Raw genomic sequence first — 23,416 nt, forward strand, 5'->3', positions numbered from 1 at the left:
GGCGCCGGTTGTCAGCTAACCTGGTATTGCGGGGTTGAGGCGAGAAACTGCCCGTAAGCTGTCGCATCCGGTGGCGAAAATTGCTCCACCAGCGGGTTTTTGCGCTTGTGCACCCGCGCGCCCATATCCGACAGCAGTTCGTCGAAGTGTTTGAAATGAAACGGAGCTGAGCAGAGCCCGCCGTAGACCTGCGCCGCTGGCCGCTCGCGGCGGCGCCAGTTCAACATCATTTCAATACTGTCTTCCATCTCAGCGCGGCTCGGCTGATGGGCCAATTGCCCGTCGGCATAGCGCACCAGCCAATTGGCGATCATCTCGGCCGACAGAACTGTGCAGAAACTGGAATTGAACCCCACAAACCCCATGTCTGGCAACTCCGGGTTCACCGACAGTCGGTAGACGCGATACTGACCGTCGTCCTCTATCAGCTTGTCTCGGTACTCTTGCGCCAGATAGGGCACGCCAAGCTTCCAGCCAACCGCCAGAATGGCGATATCGCAGGGAACCACTTCTCCATTGCTCAGCCGCAGACCGTCTTCCTTATAGCTCTCAAAGGTGCCGATGACGGATCGGATACTGCCATCATTCAGCCCCTCAAAGAGACCCGGCGTCACAATCGGCACGGAGCAAGACACCTCCTTCTCAATTGGAGTGGTAGGCACCATATTGTGCTTCTTAAGTCCCAGTTGCAGTTTCAGCAGGGTTTCCAACCCGCGAAAATTAGCCCAGACCAGAGGCTTCAGCGCAGCTGCGATTACGCGCTGTAGGGGGGTCTTGCCCCATTGATTGAACTGCTGTTCCTGCGCTCGCATATAAAGCAGCTTCTTGAAGTTGATGCCGCCGACGAAATAGGGCACGCGCCAGACGTTCTCCCGGTAGACCAGCCGAACAGATTTTGCGCCGTTCTTGGCTGCATTGACAGCAATATCGGTGGCAGACTTGGACCCGCCAAGGACCACAACGTCCTTCCCTGCCATCAGGCTGGGATCCGTGTAATCCGATGAGTGCATCACCTGCCCACCCCGTGCGACAAACTCCTCCTGACCTGGATGGCGAATGATGTTCTTCTCTGAAAACTGACCGGTGCAGATTGCCACAAAATCGAAATCCTGCTGCCAGGTTCGCCCTGCGGCCTCAAGTGTGAGGGTCCATCCAGGCTGGTCGTCCTGCCGTCGATCCATCGCTGTGATCGAGGTGTTAAGCCGGAACAGCCGCGCCAGCCGGTGTTTCTCTGCATAGGAGTGCAGATAAGCATGGACCTGCGGTCCCTTGGGCCACTCCGGGTACTCCGCAGGCATTGGATGGTCGGTGTAGCAATAGAGATCTTTTGGCGATTGTGTCTGCACGTCCGGGTAAGAGCGCGACAATTCCCAGACACCCCCAAAATCATGGCTGCGTTCGAACCCGATCACCCGATGCCCGCGCTCGTCAAAGGCTTTGGCTGCGGCCAAACCGCTGACACCTCCTCCGATTACGGCAACTGTCTTTCGTCTTATCATATTGCGGTCTCCCCTCCCGGCCCGCTCTCCCGGCAGGCGGTCCCTATTTGTCGGCCCGCCTCCCCCTGCGGACCGGTCGCTGGCATGTATTCCACGGGTCAGATGGCGATCCGGCCCGTTTCCACCTCAGGCATCATCAGGGGGTGGCAGGAAATCGACCTCATGCAGGGCAGACAGGCGCACCAGTTCCGCCGGATCAGTGACGCCATCCAATTCAATGAACAGATCAAACAGCTTGCGCGCGGGCGCCACGCCGAAAACGCAATGCGCCTCTGCGCCGGACCGGTTGAAAATCGCGTGGGCTTCGCCCTTTGGCATACGCACCGTATCGCCCGGTCCGGCCTTGTGGACATCGCCTAGAAATTCCACCTCCAGCTCCCCCGCCAGAACGCTGATCCATTCATCCTGGGTGGGGTGGATATGCGGCGGCACAAATGTATCGGCAGGCAAAACCGCATCCCAGATGAACGCATCATTGCTCAGTAATTTGGGAACATAGGTCTGTCCCACCACTGTCCAGGACATCCCCTGGATGCCCTCGCGCGCCTTGGTGATCCCTTTTTCCATCGCGGTTTCCTCCCTGAAACTGTGTTGCGATGACCAGCCTGCACCGGGAGCGGAAATTCGATTATCCAGAAAACGAACCCATCTGAACCCTAGATGGTTGAGGCTTGAAATATCGGTGCAGCGATCTAAGCTGGAGCCACCAGACGTGGAGGCGAGATGACCATCGCTGCCCAGACAGAGGCTGTTGAATACCTGAAAAATCACCCGTTGCTGCGCACCGGGGATCTGGATGAGGCACGCCATCGGGTCGGGCAGAAATTTTGCGATCACCGATTGGATATTGCGCAGCGGCATCAAGACCTCGCAGTCCGCCACAACCACGTGGCCGGGCGACACAGTTCGATCAACTACCTGCACTATGGTGCCGATGTGACCATTGATCCGGGCATGTTGAATTCCTTCTATTTGCTGCAGATCCCGCTGTCCGGGCAGGCCAGTGTTCGGCATCGCGGCTCGGATATTGTTGCAAATGAAGGCACCGCGACGCTGCTCAATCCGGACCGGGACACGACAATGCAGTGGGGCGCGGACTGCCGCAAACTGCTGCTACAGATCGACCGGGGCTATTTGGAAACCGTGGCGCGTCAGATCATTCGGGCAGAACTGCCAGGACCAATCCGCTTTGCCAGCCGCGTCGATCTCTATTCCGAGGGTGGGCAGCGCCTGAGGCAGATGGTCTGCGCCTGTGTGCAAGCGGCTGAGGCTGGGGTTCTGTTCCAAGGCGCGCTAAGTGGCTCCGATCTCCGGGTGGAGGAGGATTTGGCACGCGCGCTGCTGACACGGCTTCCCAGCAATATTTCTCATATCATCGAACGCGCTGACCACGGTTCACTGCCACCTGGCATTCGGGCGGCAGTGGAATACATTCACGCCAACCTGAGCAATCCAATCCAGCTGAGCGATATCGCAGCCCATGTGGATCTGAATATCCGCACGTTGCAAAACGGGTTTCGCCGTGCATTTGGCGAAAGCCCGATGCGGGTGCTTCGCAACGCTCGGCTGGATGCGGCGCATTATCACCTGATGGCACAGACCGACACGCCGGATGTGACCACCGCTGCCTTTTCCAACGGGTTTTCACACCTTGGCCGCTTCGCCCGCGATTACAAGGCCCGCTTTGGCCACTCGCCCAGTCACACCGCCCGCCAGCAGGACTGCGGCTAACGTCCCGGCCTTGCTTGCCTTTGACGGTGGAGCTACATCATGCTGCAGATTGCATGGGTGAGCGCCGATGCGACTGAGACCCCAGCCAAGGACACAGATGTCAGACGGCCCGCGCAAACCCACCCGGATCGAGACCACCGCCAAACGACGGCAGCAGATCCTCGAAGCGGCGATCATGTGTTTCCTCGAAACTGGCTACCACCAGACCGGTGTGCGCGACATCGCAAATCGCGCAGGCGTCAGCCTCGGCAATCTTTACAATCATTTCCCGGGCAAACATGATGTGCTGGTGGAGATTGCCGCTCTGGAACGTGCGGAACTTGTCCCTTTTATCGACGGGCTCGGACAACCACGCGCCCCGATGACGCTGCTCGAAAACTTCGTGAAAGCCTATGCGAAATACCTCGCGGTGCCCGAGAATGTCATTCTGGGGCTGGAAATCACCAGCGAAGCCATCCGCAAACCGGATATCGCCCGCCTCTTTCTCGACAATCGCAACGCATTGGTCACCGCGCTTACCAAGGTTCTGGAACGCGGGACACACGCGGGTGACATGAGGAGCCAGCTGGCCCCCAAAGAAACGGCGCAGATGATTGTCGAACTTATTGAAGGCAGCGCCTATCGCAGCGTGCTGGACAACGTGCCAATGCGACAGCTGCGGGGCAGTCTTCTGGATTTCATCCTCGCGGCGGTGCGCCCGGACTGAGGCTAAAGCGGAGTATCCCGGACCAGCCTCAGGCCCAGATGTGCTGGCGGCGATCCTACGGCACAGCCACCCCGTGCCGGGTCGCGGACAAGGAATGGTACGGCTGCCAAATGTTCGCCTGCCACAAAATACGCCGGACAGCGGCTGGAACTGGCCCCGGAGGCACCGGCATAGCAATCCTGCGTCCACTCCCAGACGTTGCCGTCGAGATCGACAATCCCATCCGGTGATGTCGTATAACTGCCTTGCGGACGCAGCGCCCGGCTCTTTTGTTCGCCCAGAAGATAGGTCGACGCCCAGGTGAGATCTGGATCTGTGAAGATCGGATCAGGTTCTTCCGGGAGGACGGGTGCTGCGAGATGCTCCCATTCCGCCACGCGCGGCAGGCGATATCCGCCATCGCTGCGGGCGTTGATCCAGGCCAGATATTCGCCCACGTCAAGATAGCTCAGCCCGGTTGCGGGCGTGGTCCGGGCATCCTGATTGGGGCGTGTGCGCAGGTTCAGCGCGCACACGCCGTCGGCATGGCAACGGTTCCACTCTGCTACCGTGACCTCATGTTTCATGACGTAGATAACATGCTGACCGCCATGCTCTGCCACCGCAGGCACCAGCTCTGGCTGAAGGATGCCCTTCCCCGCAGGTCCGACAGACACGCGGGGGAGGAATATGGCGACCAACAGGACCAGCGCCGCCACAAGGGCGCCCAGACCCAACAGGACAATCCGGTCAGCGGGGCGGTGCAATGTGGCAGCGGTCATTGTGCTCTCCTATGGTCGTTATACGCAGTGCGCGGGTTCAGGTTTCAAAGCTGCGCGGCGCAACCACCTGTTCCATCAGCGCATTATCCCAGGCGCCATCGACGACGAAGTGGGCAGTGGCCCCCAGCAGAACCGCCTCAATCAGATTGTGGTTCACATAGGCATAAACGCCAGGCTGTTCGAAGGTGTACATCGCTGCCATGGCGCTGCCGCCACGCACGAACCAGCTCTCGATACCTGTGAGCGGCGCATCGGTGAAAGACCCGGTCTCCCAGACATAATTGCCGTGGCCGCCGATCAGGTGCGGACGGGAGTCGCGGTTGGCCTGATTGTGGATCATCAGAACCGTCTCGCCGACCTTCGCGCGCAGTGCGTTGTCGCCGGTCAGGGCGCCGACAGCGCCGTTGAAAACCGAGTGGGTCGGCACCAGCGTCCGCATCGCGTCCATACTGTCAGCATAGTCGTCGCCTGCCAATTCATAGGTGCGATAGTCGCCGTTTTCGTCCATCGGCAGGTAGTAATCCTGCTCACCGATATAGGCGATGCTGTCATAGCGCAGCGGATTGCCCTCACCGTCTTTGAGGCCATCGCGCGGCAGCACCATGATGGCACCATTCATCCCATGGGTAACGTGATAGGGGATCATCGCGCCGCCAGGTGCGCAGTGATAGGTGAAGCAGCCGGGTTTGGTTGCTTTCCAGCGCAGAACAGTTTCTTCGCCCGGGAAAACATGGGTGAGACCGCCGCCCCCCAGCGCCCCGGTGGAGGCGTGAAAGTCGATGTTGTGTTCCATCTGGCTGTCTGTCGGATTGCGCAGGGTGAGTTCGACATAATCGCCCTCATGCACGATGATCAGCGGGCCAGGAACAGACCCGTTGTAGGTCAGCGCCCAGATCTCGGCGCCGGTGTCCTCATCCACCACCATCAGCCGCTCTTCGGTGATCAGTTCAATCTCGACGATTTTCGGCCCGCCGGATGCTACCTGCTCATGTTTGGGAGCAAACGGCGGCGCCACCAGTTCCTGTTTGACGCGGGTGTATCCCGACAGATCCACCGGGGCGGCCTCCGCCTGTGCCTGCGCTTCGGCTTGAATGAACTGGGGCGCCGCGCCGCGCAATGGCGGCACCGCTGCCCGACGACCGGCCCCGTTTGCCGAGGAAGCCAGCCCACCGGTCATCGCCGCAGCACCGGCCAGAACGGTTCCGCGCAGCACATTGCGACGGCTTGTTTGCGCAAGCCCGGGGTTGAAACGTTTGGTCATTGTCGCTCTCCTTGTCTTAGGCGTGGTCCGCCGTGGGCGAGCCGCGTTTGCTGATGTCGCGATAAATTTAGCTGATCACCAAATTCGGGACGTTGCGGCAGCGCAAAGACAGCGGCGGTTTTTTGGCTGACCAACCCGCGGTCAAAGCACCGCGCGGGTGACGCCCCCCCGGTTTTGTTTTAGGATCATGACAACGCTTGTTCGGAGATGCCGTGCGCCACCTACATGAAAGCCTGCTTCGCCCGCTGCCACCATTCTCGCAGCTGGCCGACGCGCAGATCCGCACGATCCTTGATCACGCCAGCAGTCGTGGCGTTGGGCCTGGGCAAACGGTTTTTGCCGAAGGTGATCCTGCGGAGACATTTTACCTGCTGCTGGATGGCACCATTCGGGTCGTACGGATCTCCAGCGACGGTGAACAGGTGACCTCCTTGCATATTCCACCCGGCCAGTTGTTCGGAATTGCACGGGCACTGGGGCGCGACAGTTATCCAGCCACCGCCGTTGCCGCGAGCGAGGCGCTGATCCTCTCCTGGCCAACCGCGCTGTGGGACAGTTTCATCGCCGACTACCCAGGCTTTGCCACAGAGACCTATAAAACGGTCGGCGCCCGTATTGGCGAGATGAACACCCGCATCATGGAGATGTCGACACAGCATGTCGAACAACGGGTTGCCCGGGCTTTGCTGCGATTGATCAATCAATCCGGCACCAAGGTCGCGCAAGGAATCGAGATCGGATTTCCGATCACCCGTCAGGATGTTTCAGAACTCACCGGCACCACGTTGCACACGGTCAGCCGCCTGCTTAGCGCCTGGGAGAAGGACGGGATGGTCAGCAGCAAGCGCAAGAAAATCACCATCTGTGACCCCCATCGGCTGATGCTCCTCAGCGATCCATAACGGTGCCACCGGCGCGGAGCAGGCGTGGTGTGCCTCCGCTGCACCGACATCTTCTGATCGGATGGAAAACCGGGATCAGCCCCGGTTCTGGCGCGCGAGTTCAACGGCGTCTGCCAGCGCGGCGCGAAACACCTCTTCATCCAGATGATATTCCGCGCAGGCTTCGCTGACGGAATGAAACGGGCTGACCATACAGCCAACACAGAGCATATCGTGGTCCATGAAGACCCGGACCGTCTCCGGCCAGGTCGTCATGAGGATATCCAGCGGCAGGTCGGGGTCGTCCAGTTTTGGCGGCGGCATGACGGGTCAATCCTCTCTCTGAGGTCAGGCTAGCAGTGGCAATCGCGCCAAACCTTGCGCTTGCACAACCTTTGCCTCTGCTGTCCGGGCTATCACCAAGCGATCAGCAACTGCCGGAAAGGGCCACGCCATGGCTGAATTTCTGACCAAGTCGCGGGCGCGCAATGTGTTCTACGGAGGATCGATTTTCTTCGTTGTGGTGTTCATTGGCATGACCGTGCACAGCCACCGCTATGTGGTGACAACCTCCACCGCAGGAATGCCCCTGACCGAAGCCGTCACACTGGGCAAACGTGTCTGGGAACGACACTCCTGTATCAACTGCCACACGCTACACGGCGAAGGGGCATATTTCGCGCCGGAAGTCGGCAATGTGATGACCAGATGGGGTGTTCAGGATGACCCTGAAGAAGCCTTTGAAATCTTGAACAGCTGGATGGAGAGCCAGCCCAGCGGTGTCGAGGGGCGCCGTCAGATGCCTTATTTCGAGTTGACCGAAGAGGAAACCCGCGGCCTGGCCGAATTCCTGCGATGGGCCGATCAGACCGACACTCAGGGCTGGCCGCCGAATGACGCGGGCTAAGGGAGAGACATCATGAAATATCAATCTCAAAAGGTCGCTCAGGCCTATTTCATCTGCGCGATGGCGCTATTCGCAATTCAGGTCCTCGGCGGGTTATTGGCAGGTTGGGTTTATGTCTCACCCAATTTCCTGTCTGAACTGCTGCCCTTCAATATCATTCGTATGCTGCACACCAACGCGCTTATCGTTTGGTTGCTGCTTGGCTTCTTCGGTGCGGCCTATTTCCTGATCCCGGAGGAATCCGAGCGCGAGATCTACTCGGTCAAACTGGCCTATCTGCAGCTTGCGATCCTGATGATCGGCACACTTGGGGCGGTTGGGTCCTATCTGGTCGGCATCCACGGAGGGCGCGAATTTCTGGAGCAACCGCTCTGGGTGAAGTTTGGTATCCTCGTCGCTGCGCTGATCTTCCTCTTCAATGTGTCGATGACAGTGCTGGCGGGGAAGAAAACCGCGATCACCAATGTCTTGTTGATGGGGCTATGGCTGCTGTCGCTGCTGTGGATCTTTGCCTTCATCAACCCGGAAAACCTCTCTCTGGACAAGATGTACTGGTGGTTTGTTGTCCACCTCTGGGTGGAAGCAACCTGGGAACTGGTGATGGCGGCGATCCTTGCCTTCCTGCTGCTGAAGCTGACCGGGGTCGACCGTGAAGTGGTTGAAAAATGGCTGTATGTTATCGTCGCCACCGCTCTTTTCTCGGGCATTTTGGGCACCGGTCACCATTTCTACTGGATTGGTTTGCCCGGCTATTGGCAGTGGGTTGGTTCGATCTTCTCAACGTTTGAGGTGATCCCCTTCTTCCTGATGATGTCCTTTGCCTTTGTGATGGTCTGGAAGGGACGCAAGAACCACCCAAACAAGGCTGCTCTTTTGTGGTCGCTCGGGTCCAGCACCGTTGCCTTCTTCGGTGCGGGTGTCTGGGGATTTCTGCACACGCTGCATGGGGTCAATTTCTACAGCCACGGCACCCAGATCACCGCTGCACATGGGCATCTGTCCTTCTACGGGGCCTATGTGGCGCTGAACCTCGCGATCTTTACCTACGCGATGCCAATGCTGCGTGGACGGGCGCCATATAATCAGGTTCTGAATATGGCCAGCTTCTGGCTGATGACCGGCGGCATGGCGTTCATGACGTTCGTGCTGACCTTTGCCGGAACCATTCAGACCCATATGCAGCGCGTCATCGGGGACTATTACATGGATGTGCAGGACAGCCTGTCGATTTTCTATCTAATGCGGTTCGGGGCCGGCGCTGCGGTTGTGATCGGGGCCTTGCTGTTCATCTACGCGCTTTTGGTGGTGCGCCGGGATGAGGTGATTGCACCCGGACCAGCGCATAAGACCGGCACGGTTGCGGGGGAGTAAGTCATGAACATGCATGCCCCCCGCCCGATCCCGCATTACCATGAAATTGCTCAGGAATGCGCATTGTTCGAAACCGCCCATGCCCAAGGCCTGCCCCTTCTGTTGAAGGGGCCGACCGGCTGCGGCAAGACACGGTTTGTCGAACATATGGCAGCCCGGCTCGATCGGCCGCTGTATACCGTGGCCTGCCATGATGATCTCTCCGCCGCTGACCTGATTGGACGCTATCTTCTAAAAGGGGGCGATACCCATTGGGTCGATGGTCCACTGACCCGCGCCGTGCGCGAGGGGGGGATCTGCTATCTGGATGAGGTTGTCGAGGCGCGTAAGGACGTCACTGTGGTGCTTCATCCACTGACCGACAACCGCCGCACGCTGATGATTGACCGCACCGGCGAGGAACTGGTGGCGCCGCCCGGCTTCATGTTGGTTGCCTCTTACAATCCCGGCTATCAGAACGTGCTGAAGCGGCTCAAACCTTCGACACGGCAACGGTTTCTCTCAGCCAGTTTCGATTTTCCCGACCCGCAGTCGGAATGCGCCATCGTCGCTAAGGAAAGCGGGCTGGATGTGTCGAAGGTGCAACCGCTTGTACGGTTGGCCGGTCATATCCGCGCCTTGTCGGGCATGGATCTGGAAGAGGGCGTGTCGACCCGGCTGCTGATCTATACCGCCAGTCTGATCCACCGCGGCATGCCAATTGAGCCAGCGCTGGAGGCCGCGATCATCGAACCTCTCACCGATGAAGAGGACATCAAACAAGCGCTGCGCGATCTGATCGCGACGATCTACGGGTAGCGTTATGAAATTGCTCGACCTGATGGAGCCCGAGGAAACTGTTGGCAACCTCTGGCACGATATGGCCAGCAATCTCGCCGGTGAGGTCGCAGAGGATGGCGCGACGCTATCTGCTGCGGCCTGCCGGTTGCAGGACCTGAGGCCCAGCCTTGCAGTGCTGTTTCGCGCCTTGGGCGGGGCAGCGTCGGTCGATCTGGTCGAGGCACCTGCCACGGTGGCACAGCACCGGCGATCCCTGACGCACCGGGTTGCGGCAGATCGGATGCGCGAGTTTATTCCACGTTACGACGGTAGGCGATTGGCCCTGCCCCCGGTGATGGCCTGCTTTCCCCGCTATGAGCTGAACCGGGCTGCCTATTTCTGGCTGGTCGCACAGGCTGCGGTCGCTGATCCCGCAGAGCTGCAACCGCAGCCGCCCAATTCAGCCCGCGCTGCCGATCTGGCCCGGATCCGGGCCACCCTTGCCGCCAGCCACCGTGCCGCCGGGTATTGCCCTGGCCTGCGGCAAACCTACCGACAAATGGCAAGCCTGTGCCTGAAACAACGCAAGGCGCAGCCAGCCCATACCGCTGATCGGATGGTCGCAGAACAGGTTCTCGCGGCTTTGTCTCAGGATCCGTGGGAGGTCACGACCGACCAACCGCTGAGCACAGATTTGCCAACGGAGGCGGGGCGCTATCTGCCGTTTGCACCGGTACCGTTCTGGCTCCGTTTTGAGGCTCCCGGCCACGCCGCAATGGCCGCAGAAGAAGCCGCCGAGCAGGCGACCGCGCTGCCCACGGCGGCAAGCAGCAGTCGCAAGCTGGGCGCGCGCATCGATCAGGATCAGGCGCGTCGTAAGGACAGTTTTATCCTGCATCGGTTTGAATCCATCCTGTCCTGGGTGGAGTCGATGAATATCAACCGCAGTGTTGATGATGATGACCCTGACAATGCCCAAAAGGCCGCAGAGGATCAGGATCTTATCCCGCTTACCAAGCATGACCGTCGGCTGGCGTCCCGGTTGCGGCTGCATCTGGATCTATCGCCCGCAGATGCCGAACACGAACGGCTGAGTGCGGAATACACCTACCCCGAGTGGAACCATCTCAGCCAATGTGAGATGACGGATCACTGCCGCGTGCTTGAGGCGGATGCACAGCCTGACGCGCAGCATCCCTTTCGACCCGACCCCCGCCAGATCCGGATGGTGCGTCGCCAGTTCGAAGCGTTGCGTCCGCGCCGCATCCTGCAGCCACGGCAAGTCGACGGCGCCGAGCTGGATCTGGATGCAGTTACCTCCAACCAAGCCGATCTGGCGGCAACCGGGCGTGGCAGCGATCGGCTTTGGCAGAGCGCACGCCAACAGCAGCGCGACCTCTCGGTTGCCTTTCTGATCGACACCTCGCGGTCCACTGAAGCCGCGATTGCTGACAGCAGTGTGATCGACATTGCCCGCAACGCTATGGCGGCGCTGGCTCTCGGGATTGACGTTGCAGGCGACAGATTGGCGATCTGGGGCTTCTCATCCCTGCGCCGCGACCGGGTGTTCCTAACCCGCTGCAAGGGGTTTGACATGCCGATGTCCGATGCTGTCACCGCCAATATCGGCGCGCTGCAACCGGGCCACTACACCCGTCTTGGGGCCGCGATCCGCCACGTCAGCGCCCAGCTGGCGGCAGAGTCATCCAGCCGTAAGCTGCTGATTGTCCTAACAGATGGCAAGCCTAATGATCTCGACCACTACGAAGGCCAGCACGGTATTGAAGACAGCCGCATGGCCGTACGTAGCGCCCGCCGCGCGGGCCAAAGCCTGCATGGCATCATCATCGACGAAGACGGTCAGGACTGGTTCGCACGGATTTTCGGACGCGGCGGGTTTTCGCTCCTGCCGAACCCTGCCCGACTGTCGCGGGCCTTGCCCGACATCTACCGTAGTCTGACACAGGAGAGCTGACATGCGTTATATCTTATCTGGAATAGTCTGCGCCGCGATCACCGCCCTGCCCGCGCTGGCCACGGGGTTCGACCGCCCGGCCCCGCAGGCGCAGTCTGCAACCGCTGAGTTCTGGTTTGCGCTGGCCTGTATCGCCCTGGTGCTGGCCCTTGCAGCGGTCCATGTATTGGTGGCCAGGCGATGACATCGCAGGCGGGCTGGTCGCGCAGGCGTATCGCAATCGCACTTTATCCTTTTTGCGTAGGCGCGATGGCCGTCAACGTCTTCTTTGCCTCCCTGATCACCAGCTGGCTTGGGTTGCCGGTGTTGGGAACCGCCGCCTCCATCTTGATCGGCGCGCTGATTGCGGTGCCTGCCACTTACGCCTTCGCCGGACATATCCGGCGCCTGATGGACTCAGCGCAGCCCTAAGTATTTTAAGAAACGGATCTGACCTATGACAGTGACAACAGACGCAGGTCGCATGGATATAAACGCGCCAACTTGGCCCCCCGCCATTCTCTCCTACGGCTTCCGGCCATTTTTCTTCCTCGCAGCGCTTTGGGCCGGGCTGGCGATGATCGCCTGGATCGGACTGCTGAGCGGCGCGCTGACGCTCCCGATCATGCTTGATCCGCTCTCCTGGCATGCCAAGGCATTCCTGTTTGGATACCTCAGTGCGGTGCTGGCTGGCTTCCTACTCACGGCGGTTCCAAATTGGACCGGGCGGGCGCCGCTCAAAGGCTGGCCGTTGCTGGGTTTGGTGCTGCTCTGGCTCGCAGGGCGCGTCACCACCCTATTTGCCTCAGATCTGCCTGCTGTCGTTGTGGCCTTTGTCGATCTGAGTTTTCCACTGATCCTAGGATCGGTGATCCTGCTCGAGATCATCGCGGGGCGCAACTGGCGCAACCTTGTTGTTTTAGTGTTGCTGGGGCTGCACACATTGGCGCTGCTATTGGTACATCTGGAAACAGCAGGAGGCGGATACCCGGCGCAAGGCCTTGGCATGCGTTTGGGATTGGCAACGGTGATCGGCATGATCTGCCTCATCGGTGGTCGCATCATCCCCAGTTTCACGGGTAATTGGCTCATCAAGACGGGCGTTGATGCCCGTCCCGCCAGCCCGATGCAGCTGTTAGACAAAGCGGTCTTGGCTATCAGCCTGCCCGCCCTTGGTATCTGGGTGGCGATGCCTGATCATCTCGCGGCGGCGGTCGCATTGACGATCTTTGCAATAGGGCACCTGCTGCGCATGGGGCGCTGGCAGGGACACCGCACGGCGTTAGAACCATTGCTCGCGGTGCTGCATCTGGCCTATGCGATGATCCCTATCGGCGCGGGTCTCATGGCTATGGCGCAAATACCGCACGTTCCACTGGACGCAGCCGCAGCACAGCACCTCTGGATGGCAGGCGCCATTGGCATGATGACCCTTGCGGTGATGATACGTGCCACGCTGGGCCATACCGGACGACCGCTGGTGGCTGGCCCTGGCACAAAACTGATCTTGCTGGCGCTCTTGGTGGCAAGCATCGCTCGAGTTGTCGCCGGGATCGGCGTAGGCAGCGCCGATTGGCTCTATCACCTCTCGGCTACGGCCTGGTGCGCCGCATTTTTTGGATATGCGCTGGTCTATGGGGCTGCTCTTTTCTCAGCCAGACGGGCCGCCGGGCAGGCATAGCGCGTTGTCAGACCCCGGGCGCGCCATCGCACAGCGCATGGCCCTTTCGGGTTTCAAAGCCCTGTTTCCACCTCAGAACCACTCGTAATTTAACCGCAGTCACACTACGACACTCTCTATGCGATTCGCGGTTCATATCTTTCCACGACTGGCCATGATTCTGGCGCTCGTGTTGGCCTTGGCCAGCACTGGTTTTGCGCATACGATTGAGCGCGCCGAAGACTCCCCCGACTACGCGGCCTTTGTCGCGGCAGGCGGTGCACTCAGTGATCTATGTGGCGACAGTCAGGATCCGGGGCACGGCACTCTCGCACAATGTGAAGCCTGCCGACTGGTTGCAGCCGCGCTGATACCCGGTCATCCGGCAACACCCGGCGTCACATGGGTGCAACGACCAACGGCTTCCGCTCCATTGGTGACGCGACCGCACAGCACGCTTTGGCGTGATCCGGCCCATGGCAGCCGTGCTCCTCCCGCGCTTTTGACAACGCTTCTCTGACGTCAATTGCAACTCAGGTGCTGTGGTAACAACAGCACCCAAAGGCCTGGAGCCAACCCATGAATATGCCCAATTCTACCGCGCAGCCGCAAGGCAGCGCGCAAAAACTCTATTTTGCCGCCTGGCGATGGCACTTCTACACCGGTCTGTTTGTCATTCCCTTTCTCGCCGCACTTGCGCTCACTGGGCTCGCCATGCTGTGGATTGCATGGATTGATGGTCGCGATGGTGAGCGTACGCCCGTGGTGCCGCAAGAACAGGTTCAGTCACTGTCGGTACAGGCCGAGGCCGCGCAGGCACGCCTGCCAGACGGAGAACTAAGACAATATGTGGCCCCCCGCACCGCCGACCGCGCAGCGCTTTTCCGGGTCGATCACGAGGGCGATGCCATCATGATCGCGGTTGATCCCTACACTGCGGAGGTCATCGAGACCTTCCCGCGCCGCAGCGGTTGGTATGATTTTGCGGATAATCTGCACAGCGATCTGATGCTTGGCGTCAGTGGCGACCGCATTCTGGAAACCGCTGCCTCATTGGCCTTGGTGCTGATTGCAACAGGCCTTTACATGTGGTGGCCCCGGACGATTGGGTGGCGTCGCGCGCTGCTGCCAAGCCCGGGACGTGGCCGCAGCCTGTGGAAATCCCTGCATGGTGTTGTCGGCATCTGGATCTCACTGTTTCTTGTACTGTTTCTCATTTCCGGCCTCGCCTGGGCTGGCGTTTGGGGGGGCAAAATAGTGCAGGCCTGGAGCCAGTTCCCAGCCGAAAAATGGGACAATGTCCCGCTGTCCGACGATATTCATGCCAGTATGGATCACGCCCGTCGCGAGGTTCCATGGGCGCTGGAACAAACGCCGATGCCCGCCTCGGGCAGCGATGTGGGACTGGTTGGTGTGACTACTACTGTCGTCGACCTCGACAGCATCGATGCCCTCGCCCGCCGCATCGGGTTTGAGGGGCGATATCAGCTGAGCATTCCGCGCGGCGACACCGGTGTCTGGACCCTCAGCCGGGATTCAATGAGCACAGACAGCACCAACCCCACCTCCGACCGGACCGTTCATGTGGATCGCTACACAGGCAAGATCCTGGCCGATGTTCGGTTTACCGATTACTCTTGGGCGGGCAAGGCGATGGCGATTGGCATCGCCCTCCACATGGGGACGTTGGGTTTATGGAGCGTTCTAGCAAACACGCTGGTTTGCCTGTCCGTCCTGTTTCTGTGTCTCAGCGCAATTGTGCTCTGGTGGAAACGCCGCCCGACCAAGGCTGGCCGTCTTTCGGCACCGCCAATGCCAAAGGAGCTGCCCCTCTGGCAGGGCGCAGTCTTGGTTGGCCTGGCCGTGTCCATGGCGTTTCCGATGGCTGGGCTGGCGTTCCTGACGCTGCTTGTTGTTGACTGGATGATCCTGTCCCGCCTCCCGGCTCTGCGCCACAGGCTGACCTAATGTCTCCCTCCCATGTGCGCTGTCGAATTCCGGCGGGCATGGGAGGAAAATATAGCTATGAACCAAATGGTGATTTGAATTTTGCAAACATTTTGTCCAAGCAACCCCAAGGCATCGGCCTTCCCCTTACGGTGATGATTGTGTTGCTCACCCGGTCGTGCCTTGTCTTCTGACGGGTTACGGATCACTTAAAAATACACTCTGCACAGGCGGCTACGGCGAACCCTCTTTGCAGAATATGCAGAAGAAATCGGCTTGGAAAACCGACTTCGCTGCGTTGAAATATTTAGCGGTCAGATCTAGGAGTCAGAAGGGCATATCCATTCTTTTGTATCCGCAAACAGCTCGACAGTTCCTGCCTGAGAATTGAGGTCGATGGTCGAAGGTGACGACCAACAGCGACATCAGATGAAACGGTGCACCGTAGTTCTCGGGCCACAAATTCGTCTCGGTGAAATCAGAACGTAAGTAGATCAATGGTGTCAGCTACATTTGCGTAACAATGGCAGTCTGTCTCTCAGTGACGCCAGATCCGCGTTCTCTTAGGGTGATGGGTAAGTCAGTGAGCCGTTATAACAAGCGCGATCTAACTTTTTATTCCCCTCGGCCTCCGCGTGGCCCCCGAAAGGCCGCAGCCAATACTGGACCCATGGTGCCAAATAATTCTTTCACAACTGTAAGAAACTTCTGCACCTGCATATCGTCAAGGGATCAACGTGGGGAAAGGACAATATCAGTACATGTCACCTGAACGCTCTTCCATCCATAAGCGCAGAACTGACTTGGTGGCGCGCCTGGGTAAGCCGCAGCGGGAAGAGACAGCAATCAATGACTACATCGATGGGGACTACAAGACGCATCCCAGGTGCGTGGCACCGGGAAAGGAAAGGTAGTGCCAGCAATTAGAAAGTCACAGAGTCGAGCACATCGCGCGGAGCTGGGGCGGGACAGGTTCAATCTCTGCCAAGAAGTCAGCAGCGCAAACAAGCGTTAGCCAACTAGCGTAAGTGTTAACTGCCAGTCGGCGTACTGGTTCTCGCTGACGGTCCGCCCGCCATTCGAAGAACGTGGTGCGTCGACCAATTCACGCAGGCTAGCCAAGAGTTAACGTCTTACTGTCGAAGAGGTAATTCGGCATATCAAAGACGACAGGTGTAGCGACGATCAAACATTGAAGACCTAAGCCAGGCCTGCACCGCCGAGACGACGGTGCAGAATTTTTTAGTGCTGAGCTGCGCTAGCAGGGTCGCGCAGCCGGTCGCGCAGCTTGTGCAATGTCACAACCGCACTGCTATCTTCGAGGTTGATACCACCAGTATCCGCCGCAAGTTTTCTGAGTTCCTCGTAGAACTTCACCATTGCGGCCAGTGTCTGCACAATCAAGTCGAAATCCTGCAGAGACTGCCGTTCTTCGCGGGTCGGAGGCGTTCCGCGTTCAAAGATGGTCAACACAGTATCCTCAAGCAACTGCACCTGCTCTTGCAGCCGCTTCATCTCAGCGCGCGACACATCGCAAAGGTCACTGATCGTGTGGCCTCTCGGCGGTGGTGTCGACTGCATGTTCATAGACGACCAACCACTTGCTCAATCGCCTGCTTCATCGTGGCAACGGTGAAGGGTTTGCGGATAATGTTGTTCATCGCGAGACGGCGACCAACCTCGACGATTTCGGGAGTTGGCTTACCAGTCACCAGGATGAAACCCACCCGTTGTGTCACCCGATGTTCTCGCAGTGCCTTCAGCAGACCAAGCCCATCCATGCCCGGCATGTTGTAGTCTGATAGCACTAGGTGCACCGGATTGGCGACGAGCTTCTGAAACGCGGATTGTCCGTTATTTTCAACCATATAATTACTGACACCTAGCTCATCCAGGCATTGGGTCAAGATACCTCGGCTGGTCGACATATCATCGACAACCATCACGCGCAGGGAGTCTTTCAAGCTCATTTTTTGTTCCTCGTTTTCTTATTGTGCCGGACTGCTCAGGTGTTCCGACCGGCAGGAGAGTTTAAGTAAGTGGTGATTCCAACGGTCTGCAGCGCAGATGCCGCAGGCCCGGACATGCGTTCTGAATGGCCGATAAACAGATAGCCGCCAGGGTTCAGGCTGCGTTGAAAGGCATGCCAGACCTTCTGTTGCGTCGGCGTGTCGAAATAGATCGCCACATTCCGGCAGAAAATCGCATCGAACTTGCCTTTGAAGGGGAAAGGCTCAATCAGGTTGAGCACCCCAAATGTCAGCAGTCCGCGTAGATCATCACGGATCGCCCCATCCTGTCCTTCGATCTTGTAGTATCCGCTGTATTTTTGCGGGATTTGCGACAGCTCGTCAGCGGAATACCTGGCTGCGGATGCCTTGCGTACAACCACAGGATCAATATCCGTGCCAAGGATTTTCACATCCAGCCTTTCCACGTCAGGACAGAGCTCTTTCAACACCATGGCTATGGTGTAGGGCTCCTGCCCATTGGAACATCCTGCGGACCAGATGCGCACACGATCCCCGCGACGTGCTTTCTCCAGCAACGGCGGCAGGACATCATCACGCAACGTATCGAAGTGATGCGGTTCGCGAAAGAACTGCGTCACGTTTGTGGTCAGCAGAGACAGCAACTCGCTGCGTTCTGCATCAGCGTTGGGACCATTCAATTCCTGAAGGTAGGATTTGAAATCAGTGTAATTCAGCTTGCGCAACCGCCGCGCCAAGCGTGAGGAAACCAGAGGTTTCTTGCTGCTCGACATAGCCAGCCCAAAGTGCTTGTGCGCAAAATCGGCGATGGATTCAAAATCCTGATCAGACAGGGTGAAACCATCCGCACGAGTATCAATGGGGTTAGCAAAAGTCACGAGATCACCTGTTCCGGCGCAGTGATGACAGCATCCAGGTTGATGATCCGCACCATCGTCTCATCGTGCGAAATAATACCCTGAATGTAATCCATCGTATTACGGCTATCGACCGGCGGCGTGTCTTGAATATCATCTGGATTGATCGAGATAATCTCAGAAACAGACTCAGCCAGCAGGCCAACTGGCTTGCCATGTACCGAGACGACAATCACGACATTTCGCTCACTCGCTTCGGTCTGCTGGAGCCCGAACCGCGCTGAAAGGTCATAGATCGGGATCACGGCGCCCCGCAGGTTCATCACCCCTAGGACGTCCGCCGGAGCATGAGGTAGGATCGTAACCGGGGACCAGCGCCGGATTTCCCGGATCTGGGTGATTTTCAGACAGAACGCCTGGCCAGCAACGGTGAAACTGACAAATTCGCTGTGCTCGGCGTGTTTGATTTCCGAGTCGTCATACTTGGCTTCAGCTTGCGATTGCATTGCTTATTCTCCGCTCTGTGTCGAAAGCGGCTGCAGAAGGCGAAGCCGCAAGAATACTTTCTGGATCAAGGATCATGGCAATCTTGCCGTCACCAAGAATGGTTGCTGCCGCAACGCCGGGGATATTTCCGCACACTCCGTCTAGGCTCTTGATGACGACCTGACGCTGGTCATGGATGTCATCCACGGCCAAGGCACTCCGCTGACCGGTCTCTGTCTCGACCAGAAGATAAACCCCGGGAGGCTGATCCTGATCACCCTTGGACAGTCCCAATGCGCCACCAACATCGCAAACAGGTACGAAGTTTCCTCTGATTGACAGCAATGTGCCATCCGCGCCTAGGTTGTTGACCATGTCGTCGCTGCCCCGCATCGTCTCGACGATCGAGGTAATCGGAACCACCATGGTTTGATCTGCGACGGAAACGACCATCCCGTCCATGACGGCGAGTGTCAGCGGCAGGATAATGGTGAAAACCGAGCCCTTTCCCGGCGTGGAGGAGATATTGATCCGCCCGCCAAGGCTGTGACTGCGTTTTTAACCACATCCATTCCGACACCGCGTCCGGAAAGATTTGAGATCTCCTTTGCAGTGGAAAAACCCGGCAGGAACAGCAAGTTGTCGATCTCGCTATCAGTTAGATCCGCGTTCTCCGGAATGAGCCCTTTATCGATAGCGATCTGCTTCACGCGCGGCCGATTGACACCGGCACCGTCGTCTTTGATCTCAATGCAGACGCTGCCGGAGCGATGAGATGCCGATAGCCGGATTTCACCGCTCTTGGTTTTGCCGCCCGCTTCGCGATCTTCGGGCTTTTCGATTCCATGGTCGACTGCGTTGCGCAGGATATGGGTCAACGGATCGGACAGTCGCTCAATGACGGTCTTATCGACTTCGGTGCCCTCACCCTCGGTGATCAGCTTGGCAGTTTTTCCAGTCGCCGCGGAAGCTTCCCGCACGATCCGCGCCATCCGCTGAAACAGCGGTTTAACAGGTTGTGCGCGAATGGACATGACACCTTCCTGGATATCACGGGCCAGATTTTTGAAGCCCTCCAGCTCGGTTTCCACGTCCCGTAGATCTGCGACGTCAAGGTTGGCAATCTGTTGTGCCAACATTGAATGGTTGATGATCAACTCGCCAACAGCGTTGATCAACCGATCGACCCGTTCCAGGTCGACCCGCAGCGTCGGGTTTGGCCCACGCTGATCGGATTTCGCGGCCTCAGCTTTTGGTGCCGCCGCCTTGGCGGCCACCGGGGCTGCCACAGCCTCCGGTTCTGGGGCTGAGACCGGCGGTTCAAAAGGGGCAGCCACCTGATCACCACCTTCCTCCGGGGCTGTACCAAATGCAGCCTCCAGCGCAGCCAGGGCATTAGCGTCGTCCTCTTCATCCATATCGGATTCGATTGACAGCTCACACAGCCCTTCTACAAACTCAAAAACTGACTCGATTGCCGACTTTGACTCTGTCGTCGTGAGCGTCAGCGCCCAGATCAAGTAGCTTTCATCGGTATCCAGTGCATCGAAACCGGGCAGCTCACTCTCGTCCAACGTGACCTCAAGCGTGCCGAGGTCGGCCAAGGTCTGGAACAAGAAGTAGGGTTCGTTGCCCGTACCGTACATATCTTTGAGAGGGTGAAAGCGGATGTTGTAGATCCGCTCTTTTTCCACTTCGATCGGCGCCATTTCAAAAGCGCCGCCCAAGCCCATCGGCTGAAACACCACCTCTTCTTCGTCCTCGTCAATATACTCCTCAAGAGCTGACACGAGCACGTCGTTATGCGCCTCATCTACACTGCCACCATCACGGGAGGTCGCCACAAGATCGGACAGGTGATCGCTACAGCGCAGCAACAACTGAATTAGCTTAGTATCGAGTCCAAGCCGGTTTGCGCGCACTTCGTCGAAGACGGTTTCAAATTTATGGGCAAACGCGACCAGCTCATCCAAACCGAATGCACCCGCGCCCCCTTTGATCGAGTGAACCGCCCGGAAGACAGCATTGACCACCTCAGGGTCATGATCGCCTCCTTCGATAGCGGTCAAACCCTCATCCATTGCTTCAAGGAGCTCTTCGCACTCCTCGAAGAATGTGTCCTGTATCGACCCCGCCATCTCAGGCTGCAGCCCCAGTAACGCGCTTCAGCGCGAAAATCAGAGACGCATCGTCAAAGGGCTTGGTGATCCAGCCAGTCGCACCAGCGCCACGGGCGCGGGCTTTCAACTCGGGTGCGCTCTCGGTGGTCAGAACCAAAATCGGCACCTTCGAATTGATGCCATCACCGCGCAGCTCTTCAATGACGCCAAAGCCGTCCAGGTTTGGCATGTTGATGTCAGTGATCACCACATCCGGCGCCACATCGGCATACATGTCTACGCCTTCACGGCCATCTACGGCGCAATGATATTCGAAGCCGGCTTCTTCGAGCGCGGCGGCCAGGAGATTCCGGATAGTGCGGGAATCGTCAATTGCCAGAACTTTCGTCTTCATGCTGTTTCCTCGTCTTCAAATCGGTTGGGCTCGAGCCCCAAAAGAGTGAGCGATTTCCGGCACCCTTCGGTGACCTTGGCCACTGAAAAGCCCAGCCCCTCTGACCGCCATTGTTGTTCTGCACTCAGCAGAAGCTGCAGGCAGCGCGACGGCATAACCGCCACATTGCTGCAATCAATCTCCACTGCTTGAGTGCGCGCCCCGCGCAAGAATGCGATCAACGGATCCAGATCCGAGAAGGCATTGGGCAGGTCCAAAGTGTGTGTTTGCGTTTCCGTCGTCATGGTCAGCGATTCGCACCCCCGTATTCGGCGACAGGTTTCAAGTCGATAGGGTAGGAGTAGACCGCGGGCCTTAATATTTGATTGCCGAAACCCACGCTGACCGCCCGCAATCAGCGTGGAATTGGCCGTAAAAACCAGCCGGAATTTCGCTAAATTTTAGCCGTTCGCCAACAGCCGTCACCATTGAAGGCGCATGGATCTCCCGGATGAGCAACCCGCACCAGGAGGTATATATATACGGACTCACTCACCTCCTGAGTTGATGATCTTTACCGAGAAATTACCGTGAAAAACCAACCCCGCGTAAGGTCGAAATTAACTCCTAGCAGGCATCAAAGGATACAAGGAGAGGGCCTCCACCCGCTTCCTGTGCCTGTAAATGGAGTATCCGATGAAAATAATTCCCAACCTGCGCTTGGCATATAAGCTGCCCCTGTTCATCATAGGGTTCAGTGCGCTGGTCACCGCAATGTTTGTGACAATCAGCTCGCTTGCTTTTCAGCGAAATGCGATCGCCCATGCTGAGGAACAATTTCATGCCATGACCGAGGACCGCAGCATGGCGCTGAAGGCGTTGGTAGAGGGAATTCGCGCTGACGCCTCAACCTTGGCCGCGATCCCCTCAACGGCGACGGCGCTGGAATGGTTCACCATGACATGGGAGGGGATCGAGGGCGATCCGGCAAAAACACTTCGCAATGCGTATATCGATGCAAACCCCAATGCAGCAGGCGAAAAACATCTGTTGAACCGCGGCATCGGTGATTCACCCTATCATATGCACCATGCCCGATTTCACCCTTCGCTGACGGCAGTTCTTGAGAATAAAGGATACTATGACGTTTTCCTGATCAATACCGCTGGGGATGTCGTTTATTCCGTCACCAAAGAGGCGGACTACGCCTCAAATCTTGTCGATGGTTTGTTTGCAAGTTCAGGACTCGGAAAGGCTTTTAGGACAGCCATCGACATGTCAGCAGGTGACGTCGTATTCGCGGACCTTGAAGCATACGCTCCGAGCAACGGCGCCGCCGCTGCCTTTGTGGCAAGTCCGGTTTTTGACGCCGCTGGTGATTTGCAAGGGGTTATCGCCCTTCAGGTACCGGTCAATATGCTGACCAAAATCGTCAATCCGGTCACCGACATGAATGAGACGCTAGATGTGTTTATCGTCGGCCAAGATCTGAAAGTACGCACCAACTCGCGGAATGATGACGTGCACCAGGTCTTGGAACAATTGCCAGAGACAGAACAGATTTCGGCCGCCCTTGCCGGTGAAAGCGGCTTTTACGCAAATGCAGTGGATTCGCACGGTACGCCGGTTGTCGCATACTCCGAACCGGTCGGCATGCCGCAGGCCAATTGGGCTATTGTTGCGGAACAGGATCGCGCGGAATTATTCGCTCCTGCTGAGCGGGAACGCAATCTTATGCTGCTGATCTCCCTTATCTGTTCAGCTGTTATGTCGCTTGTTGGCTGGCTCTTCGCCCGCTCAATCACTCGGCCTATCAATCGTATATGCAACCGTATCGAGGAAGTCGCATCAGGCAATCTGGACACAAATGTTCCGGAAGCAGGGCGTAATGATGAAATCGGCGACATCGGCAGACAGCTGATCAGCCTGCAAGATGATCTCAAGCAGGCGCGCTCAGCTGAGCTTGATCGTGCAGAGCTGCAACAGCAACAAGAGGTTGTTGTCGAACAGCTGAGTTCAGGCCTGGTGCGCCTCGCAACCGGGGATTTTTCTCAGCCCATTTCCGATCCTTTCCCGTCGCACCATGAAAAACTCCGCGAGAATTTCAACCGCACAGCGGAGACATTGAGCATGACCGTGACCCAGGTGATCG

The 23,416-nt window shown here is 58.1% G+C and carries 24 protein-coding genes and 1 pseudogene; 13 read left to right on the forward strand and 12 right to left on the reverse strand.

Annotation, left to right across the window (positions count from 1 at the left end):
• Nucleotides 1-11 precede the first annotated feature (11 nt).
• Both OO25_RS09320 and OO25_RS09325 read right to left on the reverse strand, forming a co-directional pair.
• A complete protein-coding gene (locus tag OO25_RS09320) occupies nt 12-1,499 on the reverse strand; it encodes an NAD(P)/FAD-dependent oxidoreductase (protein WP_040179808.1) in 1,488 nt (495 codons plus the stop codon).
• Between the two features lie 126 nt (nt 1,500-1,625).
• Nucleotides 1,626-2,066 (reverse strand): cupin domain-containing protein, encoded by a 441-nt coding sequence (locus OO25_RS09325; protein WP_040179809.1) that lies wholly within the window; start codon nt 2,064-2,066, stop codon nt 1,626-1,628.
• Nucleotides 2,067-2,222: 156 nt separating this feature from the next.
• Between OO25_RS09325 and OO25_RS09330 the strand changes: the two genes are divergently transcribed.
• Nucleotides 2,223-3,230 carry an AraC family transcriptional regulator gene (locus tag OO25_RS09330; protein ID WP_040179810.1) on the forward strand — a complete coding sequence of 336 codons (1,008 nt, stop codon included), beginning with the start codon at nt 2,223-2,225 and terminating at the stop codon, nt 3,228-3,230.
• Nucleotides 3,231-3,327: 97 nt separating this feature from the next.
• Nucleotides 3,328-3,936, forward strand: coding sequence for a TetR/AcrR family transcriptional regulator (locus OO25_RS09335; RefSeq protein ID WP_052465633.1), 609 nt, complete (start codon nt 3,328-3,330; stop codon nt 3,934-3,936).
• Between the two features lie 2 nt (nt 3,937-3,938).
• On the opposite strand, the gene OO25_RS09340 is transcribed toward OO25_RS09335, so the two are convergent.
• Together OO25_RS09340 and nirK are read right to left on the reverse strand one after the other, a co-directional pair.
• Nucleotides 3,939-4,697 carry an SUMF1/EgtB/PvdO family nonheme iron enzyme gene (locus OO25_RS09340; RefSeq protein ID WP_040179811.1) on the reverse strand — a complete coding sequence of 253 codons (759 nt, stop codon included), beginning with the start codon at nt 4,695-4,697 and terminating at the stop codon, nt 3,939-3,941.
• Nucleotides 4,698-4,734: 37 nt separating this feature from the next.
• Nucleotides 4,735-5,958, reverse strand: a complete 1,224-nt coding sequence (gene nirK, locus OO25_RS09345; protein WP_040175728.1) for a copper-containing nitrite reductase — start codon at nt 5,956-5,958, stop codon at nt 4,735-4,737.
• Between the two features lie 212 nt (nt 5,959-6,170).
• Here nirK and OO25_RS09350 point away from each other — a divergent pair, with 212 nt between their 5' ends.
• A complete protein-coding gene (locus tag OO25_RS09350; protein WP_040179823.1) occupies nt 6,171-6,860 on the forward strand; it encodes a Crp/Fnr family transcriptional regulator in 690 nt (229 codons plus the stop codon).
• Nucleotides 6,861-6,935: 75 nt separating this feature from the next.
• Here OO25_RS09350 and OO25_RS09355 read toward each other — a convergent pair whose 3' ends face one another.
• Nucleotides 6,936-7,163: a DUF1858 domain-containing protein gene (locus tag OO25_RS09355; RefSeq protein ID WP_040175731.1), complete on the reverse strand. Its 228-nt coding sequence runs from the start codon at nt 7,161-7,163 to the stop codon at nt 6,936-6,938.
• Nucleotides 7,164-7,293: 130 nt separating this feature from the next.
• Between OO25_RS09355 and OO25_RS09360 the strand changes: the two genes are divergently transcribed.
• The 9 genes from OO25_RS09360 (at nt 7,294) to OO25_RS09395 (ending at nt 15,458) form a co-directional block, all read left to right on the forward strand.
• Nucleotides 7,294-7,746: a cytochrome c gene (locus OO25_RS09360; protein WP_040175733.1), complete on the forward strand. Its 453-nt coding sequence runs from the start codon at nt 7,294-7,296 to the stop codon at nt 7,744-7,746.
• Between the two features lie 12 nt (nt 7,747-7,758).
• Nucleotides 7,759-9,117, forward strand: a complete 1,359-nt coding sequence (locus OO25_RS09365) for a cbb3-type cytochrome c oxidase subunit I (protein WP_040175734.1) — start codon at nt 7,759-7,761, stop codon at nt 9,115-9,117.
• A 3-nt stretch (nt 9,118-9,120) separates the two neighbouring features.
• Nucleotides 9,121-9,915, forward strand: coding sequence for a CbbQ/NirQ/NorQ/GpvN family protein (locus OO25_RS09370; protein ID WP_040179812.1), 795 nt, complete (start codon nt 9,121-9,123; stop codon nt 9,913-9,915).
• Between the two features lie 4 nt (nt 9,916-9,919).
• On the forward strand, nt 9,920-11,851 hold the full coding sequence (locus OO25_RS09375) for a nitric oxide reductase activation protein NorD (protein WP_040179813.1): 1,932 nt from the start codon (nt 9,920-9,922) through the stop codon (nt 11,849-11,851).
• Nucleotide 11,852: 1 nt separating this feature from the next.
• A complete protein-coding gene (locus OO25_RS09380) occupies nt 11,853-12,035 on the forward strand; it encodes a hypothetical protein (protein ID WP_040175739.1) in 183 nt (60 codons plus the stop codon).
• On the forward strand, nt 12,032-12,262 hold the full coding sequence (locus OO25_RS09385) for a hypothetical protein (RefSeq protein WP_040179814.1): 231 nt from the start codon (nt 12,032-12,034) through the stop codon (nt 12,260-12,262). Before OO25_RS09380 ends, OO25_RS09385 begins: the two co-directional genes overlap by 4 nt.
• A gap of 25 nt (nt 12,263-12,287) precedes the next feature.
• Nucleotides 12,288-13,511, forward strand: coding sequence for an NnrS family protein (locus tag OO25_RS09390; RefSeq protein WP_040179815.1), 1,224 nt, complete (start codon nt 12,288-12,290; stop codon nt 13,509-13,511).
• A gap of 118 nt (nt 13,512-13,629) precedes the next feature.
• Nucleotides 13,630-14,010 (forward strand): hypothetical protein, encoded by a 381-nt coding sequence (locus OO25_RS22505; RefSeq protein ID WP_082035311.1) that lies wholly within the window; start codon nt 13,630-13,632, stop codon nt 14,008-14,010.
• 59 nt (nt 14,011-14,069) lie between these two features.
• Entirely contained in the window at nt 14,070-15,458 is a 1,389-nt protein-coding gene (locus OO25_RS09395) for a PepSY domain-containing protein (protein WP_040179816.1), read from the forward strand.
• A 1,221-nt stretch (nt 15,459-16,679) separates the two neighbouring features.
• On the opposite strand, the gene OO25_RS09400 is transcribed toward OO25_RS09395, so the two are convergent.
• From OO25_RS09400 to OO25_RS09430, 7 genes and pseudogenes are all read right to left on the reverse strand, one after another.
• Complete coding sequence (locus tag OO25_RS09400; RefSeq protein WP_040175763.1) at nt 16,680-17,018, reverse strand: hypothetical protein; 339 nt, start codon at nt 17,016-17,018, stop codon at nt 16,680-16,682.
• Between the two features lie 2 nt (nt 17,019-17,020).
• Nucleotides 17,021-17,407: a response regulator gene (locus tag OO25_RS09405; protein WP_014881835.1), complete on the reverse strand. Its 387-nt coding sequence runs from the start codon at nt 17,405-17,407 to the stop codon at nt 17,021-17,023.
• 35 nt (nt 17,408-17,442) lie between these two features.
• On the reverse strand, nt 17,443-18,306 hold the full coding sequence (locus OO25_RS09410) for a protein-glutamate O-methyltransferase CheR (RefSeq protein WP_040175746.1): 864 nt from the start codon (nt 18,304-18,306) through the stop codon (nt 17,443-17,445).
• Nucleotides 18,303-18,791: a chemotaxis protein CheW gene (locus OO25_RS09415; protein WP_040175748.1), complete on the reverse strand. Its 489-nt coding sequence runs from the start codon at nt 18,789-18,791 to the stop codon at nt 18,303-18,305. Before OO25_RS09415 ends, OO25_RS09410 begins: the two co-directional genes overlap by 4 nt.
• Nucleotides 18,775-20,909 (reverse strand): annotated as a pseudogene (locus OO25_RS09420) (chemotaxis protein CheA). The gene OO25_RS09415 and the pseudogene OO25_RS09420 overlap by 17 nt, the downstream one beginning before the upstream one ends.
• A 1-nt stretch (nt 20,910) precedes the next feature.
• A complete protein-coding gene (locus OO25_RS09425) occupies nt 20,911-21,285 on the reverse strand; it encodes a response regulator (RefSeq protein WP_014881839.1) in 375 nt (124 codons plus the stop codon).
• Complete coding sequence (locus tag OO25_RS09430; RefSeq protein WP_040175751.1) at nt 21,282-21,569, reverse strand: STAS domain-containing protein; 288 nt, start codon at nt 21,567-21,569, stop codon at nt 21,282-21,284. Before OO25_RS09430 ends, OO25_RS09425 begins: the two co-directional genes overlap by 4 nt.
• 391 nt (nt 21,570-21,960) lie before the next feature.
• Between OO25_RS09430 and OO25_RS09435 the strand changes: the two genes are divergently transcribed.
• A partial coding sequence (locus tag OO25_RS09435) for a sensor histidine kinase (protein ID WP_040179824.1) occupies nt 21,961-23,416 on the forward strand: 1,456 nt, incomplete at its 3' end.

Origin of the sequence: Phaeobacter sp. S60, from assembly GCF_000826845.1 — a bacterium.
Lineage (GTDB): Bacteria > Pseudomonadota > Alphaproteobacteria > Rhodobacterales > Rhodobacteraceae > Phaeobacter > Phaeobacter piscinae.

Excerpts from the sequence above, each read along its gene's own strand:
- OO25_RS09320 (WP_040179808.1), bottom strand. The coding sequence starts at position 1,499 with ATGATAAGACGAAAGACAGTTGCCGTAATCGGAGGAGGTGTCAGCGGT.
- OO25_RS09325 (WP_040179809.1), bottom strand. The coding sequence starts at position 2,066 with ATGGAAAAAGGGATCACCAAGGCGCGCGAGGGCATCCAGGGGATGTCC.
- OO25_RS09330 (WP_040179810.1), top strand. The coding sequence starts at position 2,223 with ATGACCATCGCTGCCCAGACAGAGGCTGTTGAATACCTGAAAAATCAC.
- OO25_RS09335 (WP_052465633.1), top strand. The coding sequence starts at position 3,328 with ATGTCAGACGGCCCGCGCAAACCCACCCGGATCGAGACCACCGCCAAA.
- OO25_RS09340 (WP_040179811.1), bottom strand. The coding sequence starts at position 4,697 with ATGACCGCTGCCACATTGCACCGCCCCGCTGACCGGATTGTCCTGTTG.
- nirK (WP_040175728.1), bottom strand. The coding sequence starts at position 5,958 with ATGACCAAACGTTTCAACCCCGGGCTTGCGCAAACAAGCCGTCGCAAT.
- OO25_RS09355 (WP_040175731.1), bottom strand. The coding sequence starts at position 7,163 with ATGCCGCCGCCAAAACTGGACGACCCCGACCTGCCGCTGGATATCCTC.
- OO25_RS09360 (WP_040175733.1), top strand. The coding sequence starts at position 7,294 with ATGGCTGAATTTCTGACCAAGTCGCGGGCGCGCAATGTGTTCTACGGA.
- OO25_RS09365 (WP_040175734.1), top strand. The coding sequence starts at position 7,759 with ATGAAATATCAATCTCAAAAGGTCGCTCAGGCCTATTTCATCTGCGCG.
- OO25_RS09370 (WP_040179812.1), top strand. The coding sequence starts at position 9,121 with ATGAACATGCATGCCCCCCGCCCGATCCCGCATTACCATGAAATTGCT.
- OO25_RS09375 (WP_040179813.1), top strand. The coding sequence starts at position 9,920 with ATGAAATTGCTCGACCTGATGGAGCCCGAGGAAACTGTTGGCAACCTC.
- OO25_RS09380 (WP_040175739.1), top strand. The coding sequence starts at position 11,853 with ATGCGTTATATCTTATCTGGAATAGTCTGCGCCGCGATCACCGCCCTG.
- OO25_RS09385 (WP_040179814.1), top strand. The coding sequence starts at position 12,032 with ATGACATCGCAGGCGGGCTGGTCGCGCAGGCGTATCGCAATCGCACTT.
- OO25_RS09390 (WP_040179815.1), top strand. The coding sequence starts at position 12,288 with ATGACAGTGACAACAGACGCAGGTCGCATGGATATAAACGCGCCAACT.
- OO25_RS22505 (WP_082035311.1), top strand. The coding sequence starts at position 13,630 with ATGCGATTCGCGGTTCATATCTTTCCACGACTGGCCATGATTCTGGCG.
- OO25_RS09395 (WP_040179816.1), top strand. The coding sequence starts at position 14,070 with ATGAATATGCCCAATTCTACCGCGCAGCCGCAAGGCAGCGCGCAAAAA.
- OO25_RS09400 (WP_040175763.1), bottom strand. The coding sequence starts at position 17,018 with ATGCAGTCGACACCACCGCCGAGAGGCCACACGATCAGTGACCTTTGC.
- OO25_RS09405 (WP_014881835.1), bottom strand. The coding sequence starts at position 17,407 with ATGAGCTTGAAAGACTCCCTGCGCGTGATGGTTGTCGATGATATGTCG.
- OO25_RS09415 (WP_040175748.1), bottom strand. The coding sequence starts at position 18,791 with ATGCAATCGCAAGCTGAAGCCAAGTATGACGACTCGGAAATCAAACAC.
- OO25_RS09425 (WP_014881839.1), bottom strand. The coding sequence starts at position 21,285 with ATGAAGACGAAAGTTCTGGCAATTGACGATTCCCGCACTATCCGGAAT.
- OO25_RS09430 (WP_040175751.1), bottom strand. The coding sequence starts at position 21,569 with ATGACGACGGAAACGCAAACACACACTTTGGACCTGCCCAATGCCTTC.